This window comes from Paenibacillus oralis (assembly GCF_003863965.1).
Taxonomy (GTDB): domain Bacteria; phylum Bacillota; class Bacilli; order Paenibacillales; family Paenibacillaceae; genus Fontibacillus; species Fontibacillus oralis.
Genome location: NZ_RRCN01000001.1, coordinates 2,759,813 through 2,776,624, shown reverse-complemented (window position 1 = coordinate 2,776,624; position 16,812 = coordinate 2,759,813). Strand labels below are relative to the sequence as shown.

Here is a 16,812-nt window from a genome sequence, read left to right as displayed (position 1 = left end):
TCAGGATTCCGGCTGGCGGAGCAGCGTTTCGCTGTAACGCTTGAACCAGGTTGCGGCATGCAGGGCACGGCGGGATAAATATCGATATTCCCCGCTGTCCCCAGGGAGGCTCTCACTTGTTAATTGCTCCCGGTCGAGCGCTTCCGCTAGATAGCGCAAATAGTTCGCATAAGCAGCTTTTATAACCGATTCGGAAGCTTCTCCGGAGGCCGACTTTGCTTCGTAAAACGCCACAGCCAGCCGCAGCCCGTTCTGAAGCAACAGCGACGGAAATTCGCGGCTTCGCCGGTAAAATTCGGCCGCATCCAAAGAGTCTGGCTCAATGTTATTGATGTAACAAAAAGCCACTTCGGCATATCGGTGTTCATAAGAGTTCATGCACTTTCCCCTCCGGAAAAACGACATTGCAGCCTTCCTTTTCCTACCGTCAGATTGCCTCCGATTTGTAGCATTTTTGTACCGGACAGTCTGCTCAGCAAGCTTTGCTCCGTCAGTCCTTCGATCCTAGTGTACAGACGGTCGCACCAGACAATGCCGTACAGGATGGACTCCGTCGGCAGATATTCCTCAGACCACAACATCCCATTCTGTACGGTCTTCGTATCGGGCGAAATGCGAATCCGCGGCGTCACTTCACAGCACATGGTTACAAAGTACTGAAAACTCTCATCGGAAACGAGCACTAAACGTTCTTTAAATATACGACGAGACACGTTGTCTGCAAAAATTTGCTCGCCTGCCCATGTGGCCAAAAGATCGAGTTGATCTGACTTCTTGGCCCGACACTCAAATTCATCGAGGTAAAGCGGAAATGTACTTTTGTCCTCCCAGTGAGGCGACGAATGAACCGACGGAGCTTTACCATCCCCGGATGCCGAGTTGGTCAATGCGCTCCCGGTCGTAATCCAGGCGCGAGAATCGGTTAGTTCTTGCTCCAATTCCCCGATATCCGGACAGACAACCATACCTGCGGCCGACAGATCGCGGGCCAGCCGCCGGACGGCAAGCGGGCAAGTGACATACGCAAAAGTTCCATAAAAGCTGGCTACCGGGAACGCAAACAACCGGCTGTCAGAAAAGACGAGAGCACCCGCATTTCCCTCAATCCCCTTGCCCCCAGAATCTCTTTGATCAGCCTTTCCAAAAGCAGCATTCAGCCACTCCTCTTTCTTCAACGGAACCGAAGCGGCGTTGCCTTCCCTCTTCTCCAGCTCCGTCGCCAGCGATTCACGCTGAACTCCCTTTACACTGCTGCCCGGGATATAGGGCCATTCGGTTATTTTCTCTCTCATCATCGGCATATCGATCGCGCCTACACCCTGACCGGTCCCGATATGGACCGGGGACAGACAATGAATCCAATACATTTTGCTGCCAGTACTCATCGAGATTCCACCTCCTGATTTCGTTCATCTCCGCTGTACGCTATTTCATCCCACACGCCCCATAAAGCCAGTCCAAACCCGTCGTTTCTGTCAAGCATGGCCGTTCGCCGGTTGCGGTCGGATACGGATTGCAGCCACAGCTTTTCCGCAAGCAGTCGCGGGTTCCCCTTCTCGACTTTGAAGAAGTAGACGCTCCCGGCTGGAACCATACGTCGGATGGCCTTTTCCTCCCGCTTGCCATAGCTCCAACCGGAAATGGGCTGCCAGCGAGGGACACAAGCCCATTTGAGTTCCAAAACGATATCTTCCTCCCCCACTGCTTCCGGTTTTCCTCTTAAGTCGCTATCGAGCCATCCCGGTAGCCAGCCTTTCGTAAAATACGCCGGGGTTGCCAGCACCATTCGAATATAGCAGGCCCCGTCCAAAGCCTGGAGAATCGAGTCGGGACAAGACCAGACATCGCCAGCTTCGGTTTCACTGAAATGCGCGAGACGCCGTTTGCCGCCAAACGAGTGGATCGCCGACAAGCCTTTCGGCCAAGCGATGTTCGACTCAGACAAATCCGCTTCTGCCAGCAAATACGCATCCTCAGGAAACACTAACGCCTCGGTGTCGAACAAAATCCCCTCCATCGCCGTGTGCGATGCCTTGTCAATGGCTACATGCGTGCGGACATCCCGGGGGAACGCCTGCAGGAACGGTTTAGGTGCGGCTTCCTTAACGTAAGTCGAACCACCTTGAACGTTTTCCGGCAAGCGTGTCTCATCCGCATACCAGTTGTCCAGCGGTTTCAGCCAATCTTCCGTTAACGTGTGTGTTCCGAGCCAAGCGATCATCCATTCAGCGGGCAGATATTGCGGGGCTGTGGCCGCAGCCTTGCCTGCGGCACCCGCGGCGGGCCAAAGCCGGTCTCCATACCAACCGCTTCTGCCTGTACCGAGGAACCCTTCTCCTTCTTCCGGCTTACAGGGGACGATCCTGTCCACTTCCAACCGATCCCCGGCCTGCCGAAAATGCAAATCCCGAGGAACCGGGAAATAAAGTTGCTCCTTATAATGCAAAAGAGGACCGCGCACGACCAGCTTGGCTACCTCAAGCTTTTCTTTCTCGCCGAACGCGGTTGTATGACCGTGTTCCTCCGCCAGCTTCTTCCCCAGCAGCGTACGGAGCGTGCCGGCGACAACACTGGGCGGGACCTCGCTCATGCTGTGCGCCTTGGCACCGGGAGTCGCCTCGAACGGACGGCCATCCCGCAGCATCACCGGTTCAAGAGGGCGAATTTTCAGCCATCGTTTCATAGATTGCACCCGCTTTCTCTAGATTGACGGCAATGATAAACTGCTCGGCCAACAGGCGCAGCCGCTCCAACGGCGCGCCCTTCCTGCCCAGCATATCGAGCATGGGCGCGACCAGTCGGCGTTGCAGAACTTCCGCTGTCAAGTGCTCGGGCTTTTTGCGAACCGCCAGCCGCTCCAGTTCTTTTTCAAGCAATCTGCACGTCTGCTCTTGATCGGAAAGCCAAGGCGAGCCTTTGCTCAACCGGCTGTACTCCTCATACAGGCCGCGCAATTTATATGCAAACGAGAACGAAAATAACTTATCCCGATACCATTGCTGTATCTGCTGCAGACGTTCCACCGGCCGCTCGTCGAAGGACAGACGTATCCTCATCTGATCGCCTCCATTGCGTTTACGGTAAACAATAGCAAGACTGTCCCGCTCCTGTTTGGCCATACGCTCGGCTTCCGCCGCCAACTGCCGAACGTCTCCAAGCATTTCCATCATATGTACGACCGCAATTCCGATGGACAACGTAGGCCGTCTTCCGTCTTCAGGTATAGCTTCCTTCATGACCCGAGCAAAAGATTGCTGCAAGTTTTCCGCCGCCTCCAGACACTTGTCGATCGGCAAATACGCCATCACGTCATCGCCGCCGCTGTAAACCAGCCGGCCTTCGCAGGCGTTGATGATGTCTTCCGCACTGTCGGCGAACTTGGACAGGCGTTCCGTGAACGCTTCATGTTGCTCAAATGTAGACAGTTTGTTTAGAGTTTCGCCCATTCGATCCCCATCGCAGAGCAGAAACGCATAGTACGGTGTCGGGCGGATGCCGATTTTCCGAAACAGCACCTCAAGCTCCGCTGCCGCCTGAGACACGAGCTTCCGCTTTTTTTCATCCTGCATAGGCGGATTGGCATGTTCGTCCACAAAATCCTCGATTCTACTCTCATAAAATAGTCTGAATAATTGCCCTTCACCGTTTGGATTCAGCTTACCGAACACCGGGTCAATCTCTCGCAGCTTATAAAAGTAGCCTTCTACTTGATGGCGCAGATCCGCATCCTTCTGCAACCGCCGTTGGAAGTTGTTGAACGCCACGTCGCATACGGACAGAAAACGGCTCCCGGCATGCGTGTACAAAGAGAGCCGCTTCACCGCCGAAATGGCATCCAGCGTTTCATGCGATTTGATACCGAAACGGGCCAAGTCGTTCTGCTTGTCCGTCAGCAGCACCGACTCACGGCCGCCGTCAAGGCTCGATTTCTTTTCGCCGTACATTCTTGCCGGTTCGTTCTGTTTGAAATCACGTAAGGTTTTACGGGCGGTCAGCAGCTGCTCGGCACGTCTCAGCGCTGTTCCGTAATCGTTTAGGTCAGGAAGCGGAACCCAAACCGCGTAGAACTCGATAAAATCCTTGATTTGCCGATCCCACAGATTTTCATTAACATACGACCGCAACCGCTCCAGCGCTTCATCCGAGATTTTTTTCCAGGCCCTGGCCACTTCAATGCGAATGTCTAGTGCAAGCTGCTCTGGGGAATCGGATTCAACAAAGCCGAGCAACTTGTTCGTCACTTTGGCCCGATCCGGCGAAGCTTCCCAATCAATATGCGGATACACGATCTTTCCGTTTTTGCCTCGAAAAGCCTCTGCCGCCGCACGGCTAAGCCTGGACAGAAGAAAAGAACCGAACCACAAATCCCGCGTCCGCCTTGCCTGGGCGATAAAGTCCTGCACCGGCCCGATCGAGAACAGCATCAGTTTTCGTTCAGCCACTGCCATTCCCTCACCTTCCCCGAATTTAAAAAAGCGATAACCGCCGAATCGGTTACACCCTCTCTGCGTGTATGTCGGCTGTTACTGCGATCCTTCATCGGATTTTTCGCTTGGTGTTCAGGCAGATACTCCGGAGCTATGTAGACGGCGCTGGGGTGGATATCTTCCTCTTTGAATTGCTTGCTCGCTTCGTACTGCTTGCGTTCTATATAATTCTTAATGTCTTTCTTATGAATCAACTGCAGACGTAAATGACCAAGTCTAGGCTGGTTTAACACAACCGCCGCGCTAATCGCTTTTAAACCGTTTCCGATGGCCACTGCCTTCACAATTACCGGCGAAGCCAGGCGATCACGGTCTTTGGGCACAAGCTCGATATCCGACGGCTCGTATCCCTGATCTTTAGGCTGATGCTTTTGGGAGTCGTTCTGAAAATGAAAAATAATCGGCAACCCCAGTTGAGCGCGCGGAAAAGCGACATAGTCCGGGACTTCCTTGATGGTAGTCGACTTCAGATGATCTTTAATGCCAATTTTCGTAATGCGGCGGATTGAGTCGGCTTCCGGCCAAAATGACCTTGAAAAGCGCTTGGTGCGTCCTTCCTTGTACTCATTTCGAGCATTGCGAAACTTCTGCAGCTCCCTGACGGCCGTTCCCCACGCTTTGACAGGCTCTGTTTCGCCACCGCCAAATTTGATCGTGGTGCTTAAAGTCGGCCATTCACGATACGTTTGCTGAAAATTCGTTTCATGTGAAACCAGGTTCAACTTGTATTTCTCTACTTTTTCCTGAAAACATGCTCGTAGTTCATCCGCCCTTGCTGTTTTAGGGGAGAACTTACTGCAATACAGACTTCCACAACCTCTTCGGGTTCGTGAACCGATACCGCCGAAATTGATCCAGGCCCATAAAGCGCATTCCACATCGAGCTTGAGTTCTTCCAAGTCCCGGGCCCACGTCTTTGAGCCGGATTCGGGCAGGTTATACTCAACATGCAAGGTGAAATAGAAGTTATTCAAATACTGCGGGTCTTCCTGCTTTATTCCCAGGAATGAGAAGAGTGCGTACTGACCTTCCCACGGCTCTCTGACCATTTTTTTCTTACTTTCATCAAATATTGAGGTAAGGTTAATTTTCGACAAATCGGTTTCAACCCATATTTTCACCGAACTCGGTCTTTCTGTACTACCGAAAATCTCTACCTCCCGGCCTTTTAATTCCACTACGTTTTGATAAGTGGCCCCGCGAGTAGCCCGCCACCAAAAACGAAGCTGACCGCGGATCGCGCTACTTCTTACCGGACGCAGCTTGTCAATCCACTGCGGCTTTACCCCTCCGCCAACCATCGGCGTCACCACTCGGATAGTGAAGCAGTCGCGAACCATTTTCTTATTTGCGTCATCCAGTAGCGATTGGACCTCTGACGCCCTCAATTCGGGAGCTTTTAACGTCCGCATTTGACTTCCACCCCTCTTCTAATTCGACTGATTACGACCCAGGAAAAAAGAACCATTCGCCTTGTTCCACCTATTTCGATCCCTATCGACCAAAACCCTCTTTTCCCACAAATTTCCCAATATATTATAGGCCTAAAGCAAGAGTGAGAAATGATTCTGAGGGTAGAGTCGCCTTTCTGATCGGATTTCTACAGCGATTTCTAAGTCAAGCAAAAAAACTCCCCCGCGAGGGAGGAGTTAAATAATTTGTCTAATCGTGGATTAGGCTCAATTCATCTAAAAAGGCCGATTTGCCTTTTATAAATCCGTTAATTCCATAGGCCCCCTTAACTTTATCTATCTCCTCTCTCTAAGCGAAGGAATAATCATCTAGGCAATCGATAAAGGGGAGGCTTCACTCTAAAATCACTCCACATTAGATCTTGAGTGCACAAAAAAAGCCCCGAACCGAAAGGTACTTTCATTACAAGATACTGCCTTCACGTGGGAAGCGCCCGGCGAATAGATACGTCGGAATCACCAGCAGTAACTTTCATTCAATTCACACTCCCGGATAGGAAGCGACCCGTAGCTTTCAGGACGGACACCGGCGCCGGATCTTTCAATCCATGCTCCCGCATAGGGAGCGACAAGCATGAAGTTTTGGGCATTGGCTTTTACAATCTTTCAATCCACTCTCCCGCACAGGGAGCGACTCAAAGACAAAGTCGATACCTCCAGCGAGGATTTCTTTCAATCCACGCTCCCACACAGGGAGCGACTGGAATCGAATTTCGGAAACACAGGCCACAATTGTCTTTCAATCCACGCTCCCCGCACAGGGAGCGACCATCCTTGCCTTAATCCAGATTCTTGAGCGGCATCCGGACTTTCAATCCATGCTCCCGCACAGGGAGCGACTACGACCGGGCGCAGGTTGAGCTGGATGATAGTGACTTTCAATCCACGCTCCCGTACAGGGAGCGACTGATGAAGACCTGCACGATTCGATAACCTTCGTCTTTCAATCCACGCTCCCGCACAGGGAGCGACAAGGTCCAAAATTTCCGCTGCAATTTCGCTAATTTCCTTTCAATCCACGCTCCCACACAGGGAGCGACCCTTTTGTTTTATTTGTGGCTGTTCGGCCTTTTTTCCTTTCAATCCACGCTCCCACACAGGGAGCGACAGAGGACGAAGACAGCTATTCCTGTCATAAATTACTTTCAATCCACGCTCCCACACAGGGAGCGACTTAGGGATGCATTGAGCGATGAGCGCTTCCCTGTTCTTTCAATCCACGCTCCCACACAGGGAGCGACTGCGTTCATCTTAACCCCACATCCAGCAAAGGTTTGGAAACGCTTTAGTGCGAATCCCCTTTTTTGTGGTTTAAAAACAGGGGAATTCTAACCGCAAAATCCCGCAATACCGCGCCGGGCAAGAGGTGCGAATGTCCCGGGGATTTTATGTGAGCTTGGGGTTCGCACCGCTATTATTTCCCCGCTTTTGCCAGCCAATTGATTACTCTTCAGTACTTCAAGGCTACATCGTCGTATATTTCTCGTTAAAGTCACATAACCTTACGCACCTATTTCGATCCCTATCGACCAAAACCCTCTTTTTCCACCCCCTAATATCTATCCAATGAATTGGTCTATAGACAGTAGCCAAGCGACGACTTCTAAATTAAACAAAAAACTCTCCCGCAAGGGAGGAGCACTTTAATTGGACCGGTCATGGATTTGGCTCAACTCGTCCAAAAAGGCCGGTTTGCCGCTATATAAATCCGATAATTCCTCGATTATTTGGCGTTGACGGGCGCTGCCGGCTATCTTTTGATATCTTCTAATGATGCCGCATACGTGTTGGTATTCTTTGCGTTTGGAATCCACGCTGGCCTCCAAGCGAATCCGCTGCTGATACAACGCGATCACTTCGATCTCAAACCGCTTCGCCAGCCGGTCGGCATATCTTTCAATTTCTCCCGGATACTCCTTCACGTACGCTAGGAGCTCGTCCAGGTCGTTTTCCGCTTCAATCAGCCTTAGATACAACCCTTTGCTTTGCCAATCCTTTTTCGCTTGGAACTCTTGTTTTAGGTGATGATAAAGGGCTGCCGTATCACCGCCGGCCAATTGTTTCAGTTCGTCATAATATCCAAAATCTCCGTCCAACAACAGCTCCTCAGCCAAGGTTTTCTGCTCTTCCTTAAGCGATAACCGTTTATAAGCCTCATATCGTAGCTTTTTCCATTGGAATACCAGTCCCCGGAGAGCTTGGTCTTGGGCTTCACCTTCCAAAGCCAGATCCACGACTTTCTGAAAATTTCCCTCCTGCATGAACTTCTTGATATGCCATTCCCGAAAAAAGGAAAACCGGAGATTCTCCACAACAAATTGTTCCGCTTCTTCCGAGGTGCCGTATTGCTGGATCATTTCAAACCAGATGCGCAGCATCCCTTCAGTGCTGTAATTTTTCTGCTCGTTGCCAGCGTTTTGGCAAATCAATTGTTCGATTTTCGCTCTTAGCTTGTTCCTCAACGCTTCCACATCGGCAAAGCCGGCGCAGATCCGCAGCAATCCAATGTGGAATTCATCCCAGCCCTCAAAAATCTCGCCATCGCTCCGTTCCATCAGTTTCTCGAATACCCGCTGTCTTTGCTCCGCATCCAGGTCGCGGCTTTCCGTGGCGATTTCCCCGACTAGTTCCAGCGCTTCTTCTGCCATAACGCCAATATCTCCGTCAGAGTCGTCGGCATACCCGAATGCTTCTATGGCTTCCTCCATAAGCAAAAGGGCGATATCCACGGCCAGCAAGGGGTTGTCCGTATTTCCAGCCTTCTCAAATACTTCACCCATCTCACGCGTAAAATCAGCGGTTGTCCCGTACGGGGATAAACCCATCCCGGCCCGCATACTTTCGGACAATGGATTGAATGAGTCTGCGGCAATTATCCAGTTCCTGCTGCTCATCAACCTTGGCATATTTGAGCAAAAGAGAATTTCTTAAGAATGTATCCTTCCGTGCAACGTCCATGATAATTCCGATCAGTTCCTCTTTGGGGATTTGCTGCAACACTTCTTTCAGCTCCGGCGGCTTGGCCGCCTTCAACTGCGGAGTTTCATTGGACTCTTCACACTCGCCTTCACTGTTCAACATATCCGAAAGCACATAGTACGCCGCCACTTCATGTTTGCAAATAGGGCCATAAGCATACGGACAATCGCAATGAGAACGGAGGATTTCCCCGTTTTCGTCAAGCTTGACAACGACCTCGTAATCATCGTTGCCTTCCACTTGACATTCGCGATCCCCTTGATGATAAACGTCAACAACACGGTCATCTAAATAGTAGTCATACCCTTTATCTAAAATCGCATCAGTTAGGTCATCCTCGAAATGGTAAATGTTCATGGCGGGTTCCTCATTTTCCCTTCTATAAAAGATTCTAGTTGCATAATATAGCACATGAATTTTAAGAGTGAAGGTAAAAGAATCTCACATCCGTTAGAAGCTCGGGCTCGGTACTTTTACTTGCCAAAAGCCAAAAGGCCCCTCTTTTCAGAGGAACCTTTTCTGATCGCGATTCACATATGGAGTGGTGAATACATGAGTTCAATAAAATATCATTTGTTTAGTTCAACTTCGGCCACGTTTCCAATAAACATTTTCACGCTTGTGCTTAATACCGTAAACCCACACATTCGCTGCTGCCGTATCAACTTCAAATACAAGAATAACCTGGTAAAGTCCAAGTCTGGCCCAAAGCCCTTGTAACGTACCATTTTGAATTTGTTTTGCGGTAAGCATCGGTGAATACTGTAGCCGATCAAACGAATCCAGATAAATACGTTCCTTCACTTCCGGCGGATATGCAAGTACGCCGCTAAGTTCATCCAAGGCGGTGTGTGTCCAGTATACGTTATATATTCTGTCCATGCTCGAAATCTTTCACCTTGGCACGCAAGTACTCAAGCCCAGATTCCTTTCCATATAGACGTCCATGTTTACGGTCTTCCAGACTGTGCTGTACTTGCCGGATTAAATCAGAATCTTCTTCCAAGAATGAAATATCCAGTTGATGTTGATTGTCTTTTTCCCGTTTCAAACTTAAAAATCCAATAAAATCATACACCTGGAGCGCGTCTTGTTCCGGCATTTGATCGATCAGTCGTTTTAATTCTTCTCGATTTACTCCCATCTCTTCACCACCCTAATCTTAGACTGGATAAGCACTTTTGTTCATTATAACATATTAAGTTTCACGCCAATCCTTAAACCCTATTCATCCGACAAGGTCAAACAGCTGGGCGTAAACTCTATTCCGCTTACTTCCGCGGTGGAATTGATTTGTAACGCCCGAAAATGAAGACCACCGCATTTCATCAAATATATTTTATCTTTAACAAAATGTGACCGATTGTCGTCCATAACTGTGTTATTGGTAAAAGGAGGGCAGTGCAACCATGCAGCGATCCATGACCCGGCCGGGAAATCATGTGATGAAGAGCTACGAAACCTATGCAAGCATGCTGTTCCGGATTGCCATGGTTTATCTGGGCAGCCGTGAGGATGCGGAGGAAGCCACTCAAGATGCCTTCATCAAACTAATGGAAAAAGCGCCCGAGTTCAAGGATGCCGAGCATCAAAAGGCCTGGTTGATCCGGGTGATCACCAATCATTGCAAAACGCTGCTTCGCAGAGGCTGGCGCAAGCGGGAGGTTTATAGGCTTGTCTGGAGTTATCCTGTTCGCCTTTACATCGCCCAATCAAAGTGCTATGATACAAACATGACGTTAACGTTATATTCTATCGTGAAAGGAGTGATCGATCATGGACCGTATGCGCATCGGCGAGTTGACAGAGCGTGCCGGGGTAACCCAGCGGACGGTCCGCTATTACGAGAGCATCGGACTGCTTCCTTCAGGCGAGCGCGAAGGCAACGGTCATCACTACTACACGGAAGAAACGGTCGCCCGTCTGCGGAAGATCGATCAGTTGAAGAAACTGGGCTTAAGCCTTGAGGATATCCGGGACGTAATCGAGCTCTACTTCACGGACCCTAGCGGGGTGCAGCCGAAGCGGAAGGTTCTCGGCCTGCTGCGCCAGCATCTGGCCGACACGGACGAGAAGCTCGAGGCACTGGGGCAGTTCCGCGCCGATCTGCAGTCCCATATCGAACGCTTCGAACGGTGGCTCGAGACCTATGATCGAGCCTAAATTTTTTTGCCAAAAACATGACGTCAACGTCATGTTTTTAAAATTTCGAAGGAGGAATTATATCAATGAGAGAAAACATTGGATTTATCGGACTCGGCCTGCTCGGGCTGCCCGTCGCAGCCAATCTGCTCCAAGCGGGGTATGCGCTGACCGTATACAACCGCACCGCGGACAAAGCGGAGCCACTCGTTGCCCAGGGCGCGGTACAGGCGGCCCGTCCCGCCGACGCCGTGACGGCCGGGGGCATCGTCGTCACCTTGGTGTGGGACGATGAAGCATTGGAAGGCGTCGTCAGAAGCGAGGACTTCCTGGAGCGGCTCGGGCCGGGCGGCATTCACGTGTCGATGAGCACAGTGTCACCGGATACGGGCAGGAAGCTGAAGGACTTGCACGCGCGGCACGGCTCCGTCTATGTCGAGGCACCCGTCTTCGGCCGGCCCGAGGCGGCCGCTGCCAGGCAGCTGTGGATTCCCGTAGCGGGTCCGCAGGAAGCGAAAGAGCGGGTGCGGCCGGTGCTGGAGGCGATGGGAGCCAGAGGGATCTTTGACTTCGGCGAAGAAGCCGGTACGGCCGTGCTCGTCAAGCTGATCGGTAACTTCCTCATCGTCTCCGCCGCACGCTCGCTGGAGGAAGCACTAGGAATGGCCGAGCGCGGCGGAGTCGATCCCAAAGCGGCAGTCGACATGCTTACGAGCACGCTGTTCACCGCCCCAATCTATCAAACCTATGGCAAAATGATCGCCGAGAAGACGGCAACCATCTCCCAAAGCAAAATTCCGCAGAAGGATGTCGGCCTCTTCCTGGCGGCGGCGCAAAACGTGCAATTCCCCGCTCCGCTCGCCGGTCTGCTGCTCGATATGCTGGAAGGCGGAGATCGAAGCAGACAATAGACTGAGCCAATTCGCAAAATAAGAAGGGCTGTCCCAAGGTCACGAAAGTGACCTGAGGGACAACCCCGTTTTTTTCTTTGGACATTCACTATATTCTAAACAAGCCTGTTGTTTTATACAAGGTTACATTTTAGGAGGATCAATCTCAATCTTCAACCCTTCCCCCCTCAAACCGGGCAACACAAAAGGAACTCGCATCCTTTCGATTCCCGTTTTGTCATTTACTAAGGTGTAGTAAGCCAATAAAATGCCTTTAACGGCATTTTCGTGAACAGGTTCGCGCACCAGCAACTCGCTAATGGTAACCTCCCTTTCGTTCTCACCAAATCCAAGGGCAATATGGTAATCGAAAAAAGGAATGGAGCTCTTGCTTCCGGCAAGACACACAATCGGGAACCGCCATTTGGTAAAATCATTTACCATAGCCTCGGCCTCTTCTAGAGTAAAAGTTTTAAGCCCGACATTCAGGTCGCTTAATCCATGACGTATCACTGGATAATATGCAAACTGCATGAGGTGATCTCTAAACTTGGGAATTAATGCCCCATGTAGATTGCAATGGCCGATCATTCGCAAAACCTCCTAGCCTGACCGGTGAATAACCTGATGCATTCGGCATGTTTGTAATCGCCGTACTGTCTTTCCATAAAAGGAAATGAGCCGCCCTGTGGTTAGGATGACGGCTCATTTCAATTTGACGTATTCTGGCTGACCGCTTCAATTGCTGCATAACTTCCTCAGACGTTGCAATATTCAGTGATTTAAAGATGTCGCTAAAAAGCATTTTTTCTGCTTCTTTTTTGGCTCAACCTAATAATCAGCGCTTGACAGGGAAGGCCGGTGGGTTGGTCGGCAGATCAATATCCTCTGTCCGGACGCTTTGCACGATTATCCCGTTTGATCCGGAAGGGCAAGACACCGGGAAAAATGAAAGGACCGTGATTAGCCCTCACCCTCTACCCTCTGAACAAAAGGGATAATCGTGGAAAGCAGCATGCAGGATACCAAGACACGAACGCTATAATTTATTTTGTCAAGCACTGATCTCGGTTTTGAGCCTCTTTTTTCTACTTCATTCTTGTAAATTTCAAAATTCATTTCATCGAAACAGACAAACACAACTTTTTTAATTGTGGTGTTGTTATTCGCCAAATACTTTTTCCTCATTCCATAAGCTCCTTCAACGCCCTGAATCCACCCTAAAAAAACACTTGAACGTAACGTAACGTCATCTTTTATACTAAGCCTACCGGCAGACATCTGGCCCACACGAAAGGAGATGATAATGAAAAGGAATTGGAACACATCTCCAACCTCATACTAAAAAAAGAAGCTTTGACGGTTTAAGATTAGACCAAGCTGCTCATTGCGATGCGCCTTAGCCACGAGAAGTATTTCGCCGAGCGGTGAGCGAACTGGAATACGCATTTCGACCGGCTGGGCAATTTTTTTGACCAACAACCGGAGTCTTAAAACAAGAAATGGAGGATTTTTAGCCATGAAAGAATTTTCCGTCATGCATGACACGTTTAGCCTGGAACGCATCTATAACACTTCACCTACACGGGTGTTTGCCGCGTGGGCGGACCCCGAGTCCAAAGCCAATTGGTTTGCAAAAGCGGACGAATTCGACTTTCGCGTAGGCGGACGGGAAGTCATCCGCGGCAGCGAACCGGGGGGCCCGGTCTATGCGTCCATCTTCACCTTTCAGGAAATTGTGCCTGATAACCGCATTGTCTATACGGCAACGATTGATATGGGGGAGAAGCGGATCTCGGTTTCCGTGATAACAGTCGAACTCCAATCTGAAGGCGTTGGTACAAAGCTCGTCTACACCGAGCAATGCGCTTTCCTCGACGGTTTGGATTCGAAGGAAGCGCACCTTGAAGGAGCCAACGATTTTCTGGACAAGCTGGCCACCGAGCTTAAGCCCACCAATTAATTCTATAGAAGCGGAGTTGGGTTGACTCCAACAAGCGTAACCGGCTGCCGACGTTCTCTCTGGCGTCGGCAGCTGACCTTGCAATCAAACCAGTCCGGATCGAACGCCTTACGCTACCCGTCTAAACGTTTGCCGGATTGGGCCCGAGAATTCACAAGAGTCAAGTTGCGAAATTTCGTATGGTGTCCAAATATTTTTCCCGGTCGTATTGAAAATTTAGTTCATGCGATTCGCTAATACGTCTAACTTCTTCCAGTTTTTCGACTAATTGTTTAGAAAACTCGATCATATTGTTGCGCGAGAAAACAAATCGATTCGCCGCCGGTATGGATTTATCCATAAACGGGGATTGTTCCGTAAGCCAGATGACGGAGTCTCCCTCATAGAAAACATCCACATAATATCCCCCGCAGCCAAATATTCCACAGGTGCATGTAAACATCGGATATTTTCCTGGACTAAGCAATGATTGAAAAAAAACTTTTTCCACAAAAACCTCATCTTCATCAAATTTGTGTCCATTAACGTAGAGATCAACTCTGTAATCCAGCACCGGCATTAACACTCTTTTATGCTTGGAGATCTTTTTGTACTCCTTCCTAACCTCCATCTCGATCTCAACGGATAATGTATCGTGCTTTAATTTCATTTCGTAAATGCTCCTCTCCCAGGAGTGCACCAAATTCATTCCAAAAAATGACTATATCGAGTATAAAAAGTCTTGATCATATCAAAGAAATTTTGACGCAAATCTGCTAGATGATGATCACTTTTGATTTCCAAATGGACCTGGGAGCCATTAAAGTAAATGATCCTCACTCCCTCATCCTCAAGATCCATATAAGTTAGTATTGAGTTTACTTCCTTACTAAATTCAACAAACCATCGGGTGATGGATACGGAATCTTTAAGCAACAGACTCAAATCTGTTGTAACTGCAGTAAAGGATACCTCAATTTCAGCGGGGGTTCCCTTAAGTTCCTTGACTGAAACATCTATGCCCCCTATACGCGCCTTGCCATCCGGTTCAATATACTGGTTAATTTCATCCTTGTCAAAATGAGGTCTACAATCTGTTTTTTATGTATTCGAATATTTTATCCTGTTCCCTTTTATGTGTGACGACAACAAAACTATAATCCAGCCCCATAAAACCACCTCATTGCGATATGAATTAACTATTATTGCAAAGTATACAGCCGAATAATGAGAGATAGACACCATGTTTCTCGCATTTCGGATAACCGTATGGAATGGTGGGGCAGTCATCCCCTTCTTCAATCTCAGACCATTCCAAGTAGTTGTTTATATCGACACTTCTTTTCTCAAAAGCACGGATCATTAAATCAAATTGTTGTAAGCATCTCCGGACCATTTCTTGATTAGGTTCATAATTGAGCCGTTCCCATCCTAACCCGTCAATAGCCGATGCAATAGTTCTAAGCATAAATTCTTTTTCTGCTTCAAAAGAGTCGATCGTCCACGGCATTTCATCAATGTCAAAACCCACCGTTCCAATCCCAACGCAAACTTGATCCCTCTGGGCCAGCCAGATGACCAGTTCTTTCTCTCGGTTTGTTGTAGCTAAGATTGACCCGCTTAATGCAAGAACCTCTATAAAAACGGAAGTCAGTCCATTGGACATATTTCGTCCATGTCAGACATAAATTGGTGCAGTTCGGCGATTTCATCGTGACTTAACATGCGCAAGTAAGCTCCTTACATCATAATTTATACAACCCTTTTTCAACTGCCACCTTCATCTAAGATAACGAACCCTGCTCATAGCTTACTCCCATTTTGATCATATCCCTCATCAACCGTTCAGGTTCGACAAGATTGGCCTGCGTCCATAATCCCGTTTTTTTAATCGAGCCGTCAAGATATTGAAGAAGACAAGCGACAACCGGAATGGCGGTGAGCATGTAACCGTCGCTATGGTATAACGATACTTCTTCGGATGTTCGTTGTCCTGCTTTATAACCTGTGGCTTCTACCTTCAGGATCGTTCCGTACGGAGGCCGGGAGAAGGTCGTTAGCCCCCATTTAAAAAAGGAACTTATGGCGTTTCGCGATTTGTCGGGACACACCTTCTGTGCCAACAAAGCAACGGGTAAAACAAACCAATCCACAAACCAATTAAATCCTCCCACAAAAAAACCCGTCTCCTTCAAATCGGCATACCGTTTAGGGACCTCGACCATTTCCTCCAACATCATCGGCCAGCAATAAGACTTGCCGTACTTTTTGCCAAAATTAATATATCGAATATCGAAGGTACCCGCTTTTTTCCACCGGCCGTCCTTGTAAAAAGAAGAATCAAAAGAATAAAGCTCCTCCGCCAGTTCACGAATCGTCGAATCGCTTAAATTGAGCTTTGCCCAGTCAATTTTAATGATGCTGGCAACATTGGCGGCCTCCAATGAATCAAAAAAACGGGCGATGTAATGAACCAAAACGGCGGCCAATCCAGGATGAAATCCGCCATCCGTAATAAAGCAGCAACCCGCTTCCGCGATATCCTGTTCAAGTGCCTTCAAAGAGTTGATTTTGGGCGAAGAGTACTGAATATCGAGATAATCGATGCGCGCCTCTATGGCCGCCTTGGCTACCTGATTCACATAATCGGATGTACTGGAAGCCACAACAACCAAACCAACCTGTTGGAACAGCTTTTTAAGAGATGCTTCATCCGACGCGTCGGCAAACTCTCCGCTTACTCGTTCCCCCGCAAATACCTGATTGAATTCCGCAGCCGTTTCCTGAGCCTTTTGCAGATTTCGCCCTGCCAACACCACAGTTACATCCGTCTCTTGTAACAATAATCCGGCAATCATACGGCCCGTAGTTCCATACCCGCCTAAGATCAAAATGTTCAC

The 16,812-nt window shown here is 49.2% G+C and carries 18 protein-coding genes, 1 pseudogene and 1 CRISPR repeat array; of the genes and pseudogenes, 4 read left to right on the top strand and 15 right to left on the bottom strand.

Translation table 11 applies throughout. From position 1 onward, the window contains the following. From cmr5 to EHV15_RS12660, 9 genes are all read right to left on the bottom strand, one after another. Positions 1 to 378, bottom strand: coding sequence for a type III-B CRISPR module-associated protein Cmr5 (cmr5, locus tag EHV15_RS12695; protein ID WP_178075841.1), 378 nt, complete (start codon positions 376 to 378; stop codon positions 1 to 3). Beyond that, a complete protein-coding gene (gene cmr4, locus EHV15_RS12690) occupies positions 375 to 1,385 on the bottom strand; it encodes a type III-B CRISPR module RAMP protein Cmr4 (RefSeq protein ID WP_128631528.1) in 1,011 nt (336 codons plus the stop codon). Before cmr4 ends, cmr5 begins: the two co-directional genes overlap by 4 nt. Next, positions 1,382 to 2,683 (bottom strand): type III-B CRISPR module-associated protein Cmr3, encoded by a 1,302-nt coding sequence (gene cmr3, locus EHV15_RS12685; RefSeq protein ID WP_128631527.1) that lies wholly within the window; start codon positions 2,681 to 2,683, stop codon positions 1,382 to 1,384. The genes cmr4 and cmr3 overlap by 4 nt, the downstream gene beginning before the upstream one ends. Then, positions 2,652 to 4,448, bottom strand: coding sequence for a type III-B CRISPR-associated protein Cas10/Cmr2 (gene cas10, locus EHV15_RS12680; RefSeq protein ID WP_128631526.1), 1,797 nt, complete (start codon positions 4,446 to 4,448; stop codon positions 2,652 to 2,654). Before cas10 ends, cmr3 begins: the two co-directional genes overlap by 32 nt. Continuing rightward, on the bottom strand, positions 4,424 to 5,899 hold the full coding sequence (gene cmr1, locus EHV15_RS12675; RefSeq protein WP_128631525.1) for a type III-B CRISPR module RAMP protein Cmr1: 1,476 nt from the start codon (positions 5,897 to 5,899) through the stop codon (positions 4,424 to 4,426). Before cmr1 ends, cas10 begins: the two co-directional genes overlap by 25 nt. An 868-nt stretch (positions 5,900 to 6,767) precedes the next feature. Further along, positions 6,768 to 7,200: direct repeats of the CRISPR family, unit length 32 nt; unit sequence CTTTCAATCCACGCTCCCACACAGGGAGCGAC. A gap of 402 nt (positions 7,201 to 7,602) precedes the next feature. Further along, positions 7,603 to 8,784, bottom strand: coding sequence for a hypothetical protein (locus tag EHV15_RS12670; RefSeq protein WP_218571228.1), 1,182 nt, complete (start codon positions 8,782 to 8,784; stop codon positions 7,603 to 7,605). Continuing rightward, on the bottom strand, positions 8,753 to 9,295 hold the full coding sequence (locus tag EHV15_RS37000) for an SWIM zinc finger family protein (RefSeq protein ID WP_218571227.1): 543 nt from the start codon (positions 9,293 to 9,295) through the stop codon (positions 8,753 to 8,755). Before EHV15_RS37000 ends, EHV15_RS12670 begins: the two co-directional genes overlap by 32 nt. A 225-nt stretch (positions 9,296 to 9,520) precedes the next feature. After that, positions 9,521 to 9,820: a type II toxin-antitoxin system RelE family toxin gene (locus tag EHV15_RS12665; protein WP_128631524.1), complete on the bottom strand. Its 300-nt coding sequence runs from the start codon at positions 9,818 to 9,820 to the stop codon at positions 9,521 to 9,523. Then, entirely contained in the window at positions 9,804 to 10,082 is a 279-nt protein-coding gene (locus EHV15_RS12660) for a hypothetical protein (RefSeq protein WP_128631523.1), read from the bottom strand. Before EHV15_RS12660 ends, EHV15_RS12665 begins: the two co-directional genes overlap by 17 nt. A 265-nt stretch (positions 10,083 to 10,347) precedes the next feature. On the opposite strand from EHV15_RS12660, the pseudogene EHV15_RS37890 reads away from it, so the two are divergent. From EHV15_RS37890 to EHV15_RS12645, 3 genes and pseudogenes are all read left to right on the top strand, one after another. Further along, positions 10,348 to 10,584 (top strand): annotated as a pseudogene (locus EHV15_RS37890) (RNA polymerase sigma factor); the annotation flags it as partial. Between the two features lie 130 nt (positions 10,585 to 10,714). After that, positions 10,715 to 11,101 carry a MerR family transcriptional regulator gene (locus tag EHV15_RS12650; protein ID WP_128631522.1) on the top strand — a complete coding sequence of 129 codons (387 nt, stop codon included), beginning with the start codon at positions 10,715 to 10,717 and terminating at the stop codon, positions 11,099 to 11,101. A 65-nt stretch (positions 11,102 to 11,166) separates the two neighbouring features. Continuing rightward, positions 11,167 to 11,991: an NAD(P)-dependent oxidoreductase gene (locus EHV15_RS12645; RefSeq protein ID WP_128631521.1), complete on the top strand. Its 825-nt coding sequence runs from the start codon at positions 11,167 to 11,169 to the stop codon at positions 11,989 to 11,991. Positions 11,992 to 12,114: 123 nt separating this feature from the next. Here the strand turns inward: EHV15_RS12645 and EHV15_RS12640 are convergent, their stop codons facing one another. The 3 genes from EHV15_RS12640 to EHV15_RS12630 form a co-directional block, all read right to left on the bottom strand. Continuing rightward, on the bottom strand, positions 12,115 to 12,561 hold the full coding sequence (locus tag EHV15_RS12640) for a hypothetical protein (protein ID WP_128631520.1): 447 nt from the start codon (positions 12,559 to 12,561) through the stop codon (positions 12,115 to 12,117). Between the two features lie 372 nt (positions 12,562 to 12,933). After that, the gene (locus EHV15_RS36465; RefSeq protein WP_128631519.1) at positions 12,934 to 13,158 is read right to left on the bottom strand and encodes a hypothetical protein; all 225 of its coding nucleotides are present in this window, start codon (positions 13,156 to 13,158) and stop codon (positions 12,934 to 12,936) included. A 153-nt stretch (positions 13,159 to 13,311) separates the two neighbouring features. Then, positions 13,312 to 13,491, bottom strand: coding sequence for a hypothetical protein (locus EHV15_RS12630; RefSeq protein WP_128631518.1), 180 nt, complete (start codon positions 13,489 to 13,491; stop codon positions 13,312 to 13,314). On the opposite strand from EHV15_RS12630, the gene EHV15_RS12625 reads away from it, so the two are divergent. Continuing rightward, the gene (locus EHV15_RS12625; protein ID WP_128631517.1) at positions 13,490 to 13,933 is read left to right on the top strand and encodes an SRPBCC family protein; all 444 of its coding nucleotides are present in this window, start codon (positions 13,490 to 13,492) and stop codon (positions 13,931 to 13,933) included. The two genes, EHV15_RS12630 and EHV15_RS12625, sit on opposite strands and share 2 nt — an antisense overlap. A gap of 160 nt (positions 13,934 to 14,093) precedes the next feature. Here EHV15_RS12625 and EHV15_RS12620 read toward each other — a convergent pair whose 3' ends face one another. The 3 genes from EHV15_RS12620 to EHV15_RS12610 all read right to left on the bottom strand — a co-directional run bounded on the left by EHV15_RS12620 (position 14,094) and on the right by EHV15_RS12610 (position 16,812). Then, a complete protein-coding gene (locus EHV15_RS12620) occupies positions 14,094 to 14,582 on the bottom strand; it encodes a hypothetical protein (RefSeq protein ID WP_246061510.1) in 489 nt (162 codons plus the stop codon). Between the two features lie 525 nt (positions 14,583 to 15,107). Then, entirely contained in the window at positions 15,108 to 15,578 is a 471-nt protein-coding gene (locus EHV15_RS12615; RefSeq protein ID WP_128631515.1) for a hypothetical protein, read from the bottom strand. Between the two features lie 118 nt (positions 15,579 to 15,696). Next, positions 15,697 to 16,812, bottom strand: coding sequence for a saccharopine dehydrogenase family protein (locus tag EHV15_RS12610; RefSeq protein ID WP_128631514.1), 1,116 nt, complete (start codon positions 16,810 to 16,812; stop codon positions 15,697 to 15,699).

Coding starts and splice junctions, on each gene's coding strand:
- cmr3 (WP_128631527.1), bottom strand. CDS start 2,683: ATGAAACGATGGCTGAAAATTCGCCCTCTTGAACCGGTGATGCTGCGG.
- EHV15_RS37000 (WP_218571227.1), bottom strand. CDS start 9,295: ATGAACATTTACCATTTCGAGGATGACCTAACTGATGCGATTTTAGAT.
- EHV15_RS12670 (WP_218571228.1), bottom strand. CDS start 8,784: ATGGGTTTATCCCCGTACGGGACAACCGCTGATTTTACGCGTGAGATG.
- EHV15_RS12630 (WP_128631518.1), bottom strand. CDS start 13,491: ATGGCTAAAAATCCTCCATTTCTTGTTTTAAGACTCCGGTTGTTGGTC.
- EHV15_RS12640 (WP_128631520.1), bottom strand. CDS start 12,561: ATGATCGGCCATTGCAATCTACATGGGGCATTAATTCCCAAGTTTAGA.
- EHV15_RS12665 (WP_128631524.1), bottom strand. CDS start 9,820: ATGGACAGAATATATAACGTATACTGGACACACACCGCCTTGGATGAA.
- cmr1 (WP_128631525.1), bottom strand. CDS start 5,899: ATGCGGACGTTAAAAGCTCCCGAATTGAGGGCGTCAGAGGTCCAATCG.
- EHV15_RS12650 (WP_128631522.1), top strand. CDS start 10,715: ATGGACCGTATGCGCATCGGCGAGTTGACAGAGCGTGCCGGGGTAACC.
- cas10 (WP_128631526.1), bottom strand. CDS start 4,448: ATGGCAGTGGCTGAACGAAAACTGATGCTGTTCTCGATCGGGCCGGTG.
- EHV15_RS12645 (WP_128631521.1), top strand. CDS start 11,167: ATGAGAGAAAACATTGGATTTATCGGACTCGGCCTGCTCGGGCTGCCC.
- EHV15_RS12660 (WP_128631523.1), bottom strand. CDS start 10,082: ATGGGAGTAAATCGAGAAGAATTAAAACGACTGATCGATCAAATGCCG.
- EHV15_RS36465 (WP_128631519.1), bottom strand. CDS start 13,158: ATGAGGAAAAAGTATTTGGCGAATAACAACACCACAATTAAAAAAGTT.
- cmr4 (WP_128631528.1), bottom strand. CDS start 1,385: ATGAGTACTGGCAGCAAAATGTATTGGATTCATTGTCTGTCCCCGGTC.
- cmr5 (WP_178075841.1), bottom strand. CDS start 378: ATGAACTCTTATGAACACCGATATGCCGAAGTGGCTTTTTGTTACATC.
- EHV15_RS12615 (WP_128631515.1), bottom strand. CDS start 15,578: ATGTCCAATGGACTGACTTCCGTTTTTATAGAGGTTCTTGCATTAAGC.
- EHV15_RS12625 (WP_128631517.1), top strand. CDS start 13,490: ATGAAAGAATTTTCCGTCATGCATGACACGTTTAGCCTGGAACGCATC.
- EHV15_RS12620 (WP_246061510.1), bottom strand. CDS start 14,582: ATGAAATTAAAGCACGATACATTATCCGTTGAGATCGAGATGGAGGTT.